At 68.6% G+C, this 7431-nt stretch carries 8 protein-coding genes; 5 read left to right on the forward strand and 3 right to left on the reverse strand.

Annotated elements, in window-relative coordinates; genetic code table 11:
• A partial coding sequence (locus ACODTW_RS28030) for an ANTAR domain-containing protein (protein WP_488949506.1) occupies positions 1-579 on the forward strand: 579 nt, incomplete at its 5' end.
• A gap of 75 nt (positions 580-654) precedes the next feature.
• A complete protein-coding gene (locus ACODTW_RS28035; RefSeq protein WP_488949508.1) occupies positions 655-1650 on the forward strand; it encodes a zinc-dependent alcohol dehydrogenase family protein in 996 nt (331 codons plus the stop codon).
• Positions 1651-1731: 81 nt separating this feature from the next.
• Here ACODTW_RS28035 and ACODTW_RS28040 read toward each other — a convergent pair whose 3' ends face one another.
• Positions 1732-2460, reverse strand: coding sequence for a helix-turn-helix transcriptional regulator (locus ACODTW_RS28040; RefSeq protein WP_488949510.1), 729 nt, complete (start codon positions 2458-2460; stop codon positions 1732-1734).
• Between the two features lie 136 nt (positions 2461-2596).
• Here ACODTW_RS28040 and ACODTW_RS28045 point away from each other — a divergent pair, with 136 nt between their 5' ends.
• Genes ACODTW_RS28045 through ACODTW_RS28055 form a run of 3 tightly spaced genes read left to right on the forward strand, consistent with a single transcriptional unit; the run spans position 2597 to position 5324 of the window.
• Positions 2597-3556, forward strand: coding sequence for an MBL fold metallo-hydrolase (locus ACODTW_RS28045; protein ID WP_488949512.1), 960 nt, complete (start codon positions 2597-2599; stop codon positions 3554-3556).
• 5 nt (positions 3557-3561) lie between these two features.
• Complete coding sequence (locus tag ACODTW_RS28050; protein ID WP_488949514.1) at positions 3562-5139, forward strand: FAD-dependent oxidoreductase; 1578 nt, start codon at positions 3562-3564, stop codon at positions 5137-5139.
• A complete protein-coding gene (locus ACODTW_RS28055; protein WP_488949516.1) occupies positions 5136-5324 on the forward strand; it encodes a DUF2783 domain-containing protein in 189 nt (62 codons plus the stop codon). The genes ACODTW_RS28050 and ACODTW_RS28055 overlap by 4 nt, the downstream gene beginning before the upstream one ends.
• 254 nt (positions 5325-5578) lie before the next feature.
• On the opposite strand, the gene ACODTW_RS28060 is transcribed toward ACODTW_RS28055, so the two are convergent.
• Positions 5579-6361, reverse strand: a complete 783-nt coding sequence (locus ACODTW_RS28060) for an enoyl-CoA hydratase-related protein (protein ID WP_488949518.1) — start codon at positions 6359-6361, stop codon at positions 5579-5581.
• 101 nt (positions 6362-6462) lie between these two features.
• Positions 6463-7257 (reverse strand): GntR family transcriptional regulator, encoded by a 795-nt coding sequence (locus tag ACODTW_RS28065; protein ID WP_488949520.1) that lies wholly within the window; start codon positions 7255-7257, stop codon positions 6463-6465.
• Positions 7258-7431 lie beyond the last annotated feature (174 nt).

Genomic DNA, 7431 nt, shown 5'->3' on the forward strand with positions numbered 1-7431 from the left:
CCGGCCGCGCCCCCCCCCCCCGCCAGTTTCGGGCTGCGGCTGGTGGAACTGGCCGTGGCGGGCCGGCCGGGCGGGCAGGCCCGGTTCGACTGGCAGCCGCAGGGCCTGCGCGCCACGCTGATCCTGCCCGGCGCCGTACGCCCGGCCATGGGCCCGGTAGGCCTGGATGACCCGACCGACCTGCCGGCCGTGACGGACCCCCGCGCCCTGGAAGGCTGCCGGCTGCTGCTGGTGGGACAGGATGCGCTGCTGCTGGCGGAACTGCGCGCCATCCTGGAGCCGGCTGGATGCCATATCATCGGCACCAGCAACGGTATGGCCCCGCCCGCGGACCTGCTGTCGCCCGACGGTCTGGACATGGTTCTGGCCGATAGTGACGGGCTGGAGGAGCGGGCTTCCTGGCTGGCCGAGCTGCTGGCCGAGGGGCGGGTGCCCGTTGTCCTGACCGGCAGCCATGGGCATGACACGGGTGCGGCCTGGCAATCCGCCATTGCCGTGCCCAAACCTTATGCCGCCCGCGACATCATCGGCGCGCTGTCCGCTGCCCGGCCGCATGTATCGGCCCAACAGGTGGCTTGACCTGGATCATCGCGGGGTTTTCCGTTCCGGCGCATGGTGGAAATATCATTTCCACACATATGACGGAGGGCGCGCATGACCCCCACCCATCCCGCCATGGTCCTGGACAGGACCGGCCAGCCGCTGGTGCTGCACTGGCTGGCGGAAGCCGTGCCCGGCCCCGGGCAGGTGGCCCTGCGCGTCTGCGCCTGCGGCGTCTGCCGCACCGACCTGCATGTCGTGGATGGCGACCTGCCCGACGCCGCCCTGCCCATCGTGCCGGGGCATGAGGTGGTGGGGCGGGTGACGGCCCTGGGCGTCGGCGTCACCGGCATGGCGGTGGGCGACCGGGTCGGCGTGCCCTGGCTGGGCTGGACCTGCGGGGTGTGTGACCAGTGTCGGGCGGGGCGGGAAAACCTGTGCGAGAAGGCGCGCTTTACCGGCTATACGCTGCAAGGCGGCTATGCCGGACACATGCTGGCCGATGCCCGCTATTGCCTGCCCATCCCCGACGGCTACAGCGATGTGGAGGCGGCACCGCTGCTCTGTGCCGGGCTGATCGGCTATCGCGCCCTGCGCAAGGCCGGCGATGCCGCTACGCTCGGCCTCTATGGTTTCGGGGCGGCGGCCCATATCATCGCCCAGGTGGCCAAGGCGGAAGGCCGCACGGTCCATGCCTTTGTCCGGCCGGGTGATCAGGCGGCGGCGCAGTTTGCGCTGGCCCAGGGGGCGGACTGGGCCGGACCGTCGGACCGGCCGGGCCCCATGCCGCTGGACGCCGCCATTCTGTTCGCCCCCGTGGGCGATCTGGTGCCGGCGGCCCTGGCCGCCGTGCGGCCGGGCGGGCGCGTCGTCTGCGCCGGCATCCACATGAGCGACATTCCCGCCTTCCCCTACAGCCTGTTGTGGCGGGAGCGGGAAATCGTGTCGGTCGCCAACCTGACACGTCAGGACGGGCTGGATTTCATGGCGCTGGCGGCACGGGTGCCGCTGCGCCTGTCCACCCACCCCTATCCGCTGATCCGCGCCAATGAGGCGCTGGACGATCTGCGCGCCGGCCGTTTCGGCGGGGCGGCCGTGCTGTTGCCGTAAGGAGCAGGCTTTTCTGCCCTGACCCTCCCAAGCCCGCCAGGGCTTGGGAGGGAGGGATCGACCGTTGCCCAACGCCCCCCGTCAGACCATCCCATCCAGCATCGCCGCCAGCGCATCAATACCCAGCCGGGCACAGGCGCGGCGGCGGTAGGTGGCCACGCTGTTGACGGACAGGCCCAGGGCAGCGGCCGCCTGTTCAACGGTCATGCCTGACAGCAGCAGGGCCGAAACGGTGCGTTCGCGCGGGGTCAGGGTGGGATAGGTGCGGGCCAGGCGTGTTTCCAGCCGTGCGGCCAGGGGCCGGTCCGCCATCCGGCCGGCAGCGGCATGGCGCAGCAGCACGCCCATGCACAGGCTGCCGAACCCTTCCAGCCCGCCCAGATCGGCCGGGGCCGGGTCGGTCAGATAGAAGCTGAGCACATAATCATCCGTGCCGTCGCGCCAGCCGAAACAGAGCTTTTCGGCGAATCCCGGCTTTTCAAAACAGTGCCAGCGGTAATCGCCGCGCCCGATCTGCGCCGTGGCCACGCGCGTGGCGAAGCTGCCGCCGGCGGGCGTGCGGGCGCGCGTGTCGCGCACGGGATCGGCAATGTGGAAATGGCTGGCAAAGGATCGGACGCGGCCGTGCGCCTGCCCGTCCAGCCCGTGCGACAGCAGGGGGCGGGGGGCGGCCCCGTCGCGCCCCGCATAGGCGAAAATCTCCACCGCCGGCAGCAGGGTCCGCGCGGCATCCAGCATGCGCGGCGCCAGCCCATCATTACCGATGGCATCGATCAGGCCGGAAATCCGGTCGGGCGTCAGGTTGACCATGGCGGCGGGCTCCAGGGGTGCCGATCCATTCCCTATGGCTATCATTGACCGACCGGTCTGTCATCCATTCCGGTGACAAGCGATTTGGTGGGAAGCGCTATCGTTCGGATCAGCCAATCAAGAACGAGGAAACACCATGGCCAAGGCATTCGCATCATCGGCCGATCTGGGGGAGAAGCAGGAGACGCTGGAGGTGTTGGCCGACGGGGTCTATGCCCTGACGGCGGAGGGCGACCCCAATGTCGGCGCGGTGGAGGGGGAGGATTTCCTGGTCGCCATTGATGCCCGCGCCACGCCGTCGGCGGCGCGCGACTGGCTGGCCAAGCTGCGCCAGCACACCGACAAGCCCGTGCGCTATCTGGTGCTGACCCATTATCATGCCGTGCGTGCCCTGGGTGCCGCCGGCTTCGGGGCGCAGATCGTGCTGGCCAGCGCGCCCACGCGCAGCCTGATCCTTGAACGCGGCCAGGCCGACTGGGACAGCGAACAGGGCCGCATGCCGCGCCTGTTCAAAGGCGCCGAGGAGATCCCCGGCCTGACCTTCCCCGACCTGTCCTTTGACCAGGGCGTGGAGATCGATCTGGGCGGCGCGCGCGGCACGCTGGAGTTGCGCTTCTGCGGGCGCGGCCATACGGCGGGCGACATCGTGGCCTGGCACGGCCAGTCCCGGTCCCTGTTCGCGGGCGATCTGGTGGAGGCGCAGGCCGCACTCTACACGGGCGACGCCTTCCATAGGGAATGGGCGGCGGCCACGCTGGACCGGGTGAAGGCGTTTGGTGCCGACAAGCTGGTGGGCGGGCGGGGCGCCGTGGCCATCGGGCGCGACGCCGTGGATGCCGCCATTGAACAGACGCGCGGCTTCCTGACCGGCATGATCGACAATGTCGGTCCCGTGCATGCCGCCGGCGGCACGCTGAAGCAGGCGTTCGAGGCGACACACAAGGCGCTTTCCCCGCAATTCGGCCATTGGCCCATCTTCGAACATTGCCTGCCCTTCAATGTGCAGCGCCTGTGGGACGAGATGGACGGCATTGACTGGCCGCGCATCTGGACCATGGATCGCGACCGCGCCGTCTGGGCCCAGCTGCAGGGGTGAGCGCCATGGCGACCGCAACCACCATCCCCGTCTGGCGCCCCATCGGCGCCAGCCCCCGGCCGGCCCCGGATCAGGCCGACAGCCCCATCACCATTGTCGGCGGCGGCCCCATCGGCCTGGCCATGGCGCTGGATCTGGGCCGGCGCGGGCACCGGGTCCTGGTGCTGAACCGGCTGGATTTCATTCCGGGCGGGTCCAAGGCCATCTGCTTTTCCAAACGCTCGCTGGAGATTTTCGACCGGCTGGGCGTGGGCGATGTCATCACCGACAAGGGCGTGGTCTGGAATATCGGCAAGGTGTTTCGCCGCGATGCGCCCGACCCGCTCTACCAGTTCGACATGCTGCCGGTGAAGGGGCAGAAGCGGCCGGGCTTCATCAATATCCAGCAATATCATGTGGAAGAGTATCTGTGGCGGGCCGTGGCAGCCCTGCCCAATGTGGAAATCCGCTGGGGCCACGCCGTCACGGGCGTAACGCCGGACGAGGGGGGCGCCGATCTGACGGTGGAGACCGCGCAGGGCGCCTATGGGTTGCGCACCGACTGGCTGATCGCCTGCGACGGCAACCGCTCGCCCGTGCGGTCCCTGCTGGGCCTGGATTTCGACGGTCGGGTGTTTGAGGATCATTTCCTGATCGCCGACATCACCATGCAGGGGGAGCGGCCGGCCGAACGCTGGTTCTGGTTCGACCCGCCCTTCAATCCCGGCCAGTCGGCCCTGCTGCACCGGCAGCCCGACAATGTCTGGCGCCTGGATTTCCAGCTTGGCTGGAACATCGACCGGGAACAGGCGCTGGACCCGGCCAATGTCCGCCGGCTGGTGTCGGCCATGCTGGGCGACGGGGTGGAGTACGAGCTGGTCTGGACCAGCCTTTACACCTTCCAGTGCCGGCGCATGCGCCGCTTCCTGCATGGGCGCGTGCTGTTCGCAGGCGACAGCGCGCATCTGGTCTCGCCCTTCGGCGCGCGCGGCTGCAATGGCGGGCTGGCCGATATCGACAATCTGGGCTGGAAGCTGGATCTGGTCCTGCGCGGGCAGGCGGGGCCGGACCTGCTGGAAAGCTATGATGTGGAAGCGACCGCGACGGCGGATGAGAATATCCTGAATTCCAGCCGGTCCACGGATTTCCTGACCCCGAAATCGGCGGTCAGCACGCGGTTCCGCGACGCCGTGCTGGATCTGGCCGGACAATTCCCCTTCGCCCGGCCCATGGTCAATTCCGGCCGCCTGTCCACGCCCGTCAGCTACCCCGACGGGCCGCTGAACAGTGCGGATAGGGATGTCTGGACGGGCGGCGTGCCGCCAGGGGCACCGGCCATCGATGCCGATCTGGGCAGCGGCTGGCTGCTGGACAGGCTGGGTGGGGACTTCGTGCTGATGGCCGCGGACTGGGACGGGCCCCTGCCCGACGGGGTGCGGCTGCTGCCGGTATCCGCGACGGGGGTCCTGGCCGACCGTTACGCCCTGACGCCGGGGGCGGCGTACCTGTTCCGGCCCGACCAATATGTGGCGGCCCGCTGGCACCGGCCGACCGCCGACGCCATCAACGCCGCGCAGCGCAAAGCCATGGGGTTTGCCGCATGAACGACCTGATCCTGACCCCCAACATTCCCGACCCGGACGGGTTCTATGCCGAACTGCTGGCGGTTCACGAAGGGCGGGACGGGACCGACAGCGACGCCCTGAACGCCCGCCTGATCCTGATCCTGGCCAACCATATCGGCGACCGCCGCGTGCTGCGCCAGGCGCTGGCGGCGGCGGCGGGGTAGGGGAAGGGGGGGTGGCACACTCCCTCCCGACGTCCGCCCGCTGTTGCTGGTGTCTGTCAGGTTCTGACTGAAACGATCCACTCCCGTCATCCCGGCGAAAGCCGGGACCCAGGGGCCAAAAGCCCTACCTTTCAGCCATCCTTTATCCACGCGGCTTCGAGAGTTGATCCTGTGGCCCCTGGGTCCCGGCTTTCGCCGGGATGACGGGAGAAGTGGCTTCAACCTGCATCGGACGGACCCTGTCCCCCCAACCCTCAGCCGAACGGAAAGTTCGGCTTGCGCTTGTCGCGGAAGGCGTCGCGGCCCTCGATGAAGTCGGGGCCTTCGATGGCGTCCAGGAATTCGGTCACGGTGACCGCATCATCCTTGATCTGGCCGGCCAGGACGCGGTTGATCATGCGTTTGGTGGCGCGGGCGGAATATTGGCTGGCGGCGGTCACCTGGGCGGCATAGTCCAGTACCGCCGCCTCAACCGCATCGGGTGCCTCCACCTTGTTGACCAGCCCCATGGAAAGCGCTTCGGCAGCCCCCAGCAAGCGGCCCGTGAACAGCAGGTCCTTGGCATGGCTGGGGCCGACCGTCTGCACCAGCCGCTTGGTATCGCCCAGCGGATAGACCAGGCCCAGCTTGCCCGGCGTGATGCCCATGCGCGCGTCCGACGCGGCAAAGCGCAGGTCGCAGGCCAGCGCCAGACCCAGCCCGCCGCCCACGCACGCCCCCTGGATCAGGGCGATGGTCGGCTTGGCGAAATCGGCCAGCCCATCCATGGCTCCGGCAATGTCGCCGGCATAGGCCGCGGTACTGTCGCGGGTTTCATAGGCGGCTTCGAATTCGGAAATGTCGGCCCCGGCGGCAAAGGTGCCGCCTTCACCCTGCACGACCAGCACGCGGATAGCGGGATCGGCCGCCGCTTCGGCCAGCCGTTGCGGCACCAGCCGCCACATTTCCTGCGACAAGGCGTTGCGCTTGGCCGGCTGGTTCAGGATCAGGCGGCCGATGCCGGCGCCGTCACGGCGCAGGATGACTTTGTCGGACATGGGTCTCTCGGATTCTATTGAATTGGAATCGACTTGGGTCTCACAGCCGTCACCCCGGCCTGCGCCCATGGGCGCCAAATCAGCGCCTTATCAACCCAACCTCACCCTTCCGCCCGCCATTGGCTGCTGCCCTTGCGGCTGGAGCGCATATGGTATTTGAAGCGGTCGGGGCGGTAATGGGCGTAGATCAGCTGTACGGCCCTGCCGGCCTTGTCGCGCATCACCCGTTCCACCCGCAGCAGCGGCGCGCCCGGCGCCATCTCCAGGGCGGCGGCGATGGGCGGATCGGCGGCCACGGCGGTGATCCACTGTTCCGCCTCATAAGGCGTGGCGCCGGCCCGTTCCAGCAGGACCAGCATGGGCACCGTCTCCATATCCGCGCGGCTGATACGGGCGGCGATGTCGCCGGGCATATACTGGATCAGATAGCTGAACGGCTCCCCAGTCAGCTTGCGCAGGCGCACGCCACGCTGCACCTCTGCCCCCGGTTCCAGATCCAGCAGGGCGGCCACGGCGGGCGGGGCCGGCATGTCGGACAGTTCCAGCACCTGCACCTGCGTTTCCAGGCCCAGGGTCTTCAGGCTGTCGATCAGATTGTCGAAACTGCCATGGACCTGGGGCAGGGTCGCCGACGCCGTCACCACCGTGCCGCGCCCGCGATGCCGGCTGACCAGATCATGGGCCGCCAGTTCGTTCAGGGCGCGTTTCACGGTGATGCGCGACACGTCGAACAGCTTGGCCAGTTCCTGTTCGCCCGGCATCACGGAATTGGCCGGAAACTCCCCGCTGCGGATCTTCTCCCGCAGCACCAGATAGATCTGGTGATAAAGCGGGGTGGGGGCGGCATGGTCCAACTGGTCCGGGCTCAGTCCTGCGGTCTGGGTGGGCTGGTCCATGGATATCCGTCCGGGGGTGAAGGGTAGCGTTGACTAAGGCTTTATCAACATCTTGGGGCTTGCGCACAAGGTTGACGTTTGGGGGGGCATCGGACCGCATGAGGGGCAACCGCCCTTTTCCCGTCACCCCGGCGAAAGCCGGGGCCCAGCGTGAGGCGCGGTCAGCGCCGACAT

Source organism: Niveispirillum sp. FG148, from assembly GCF_057809655.1.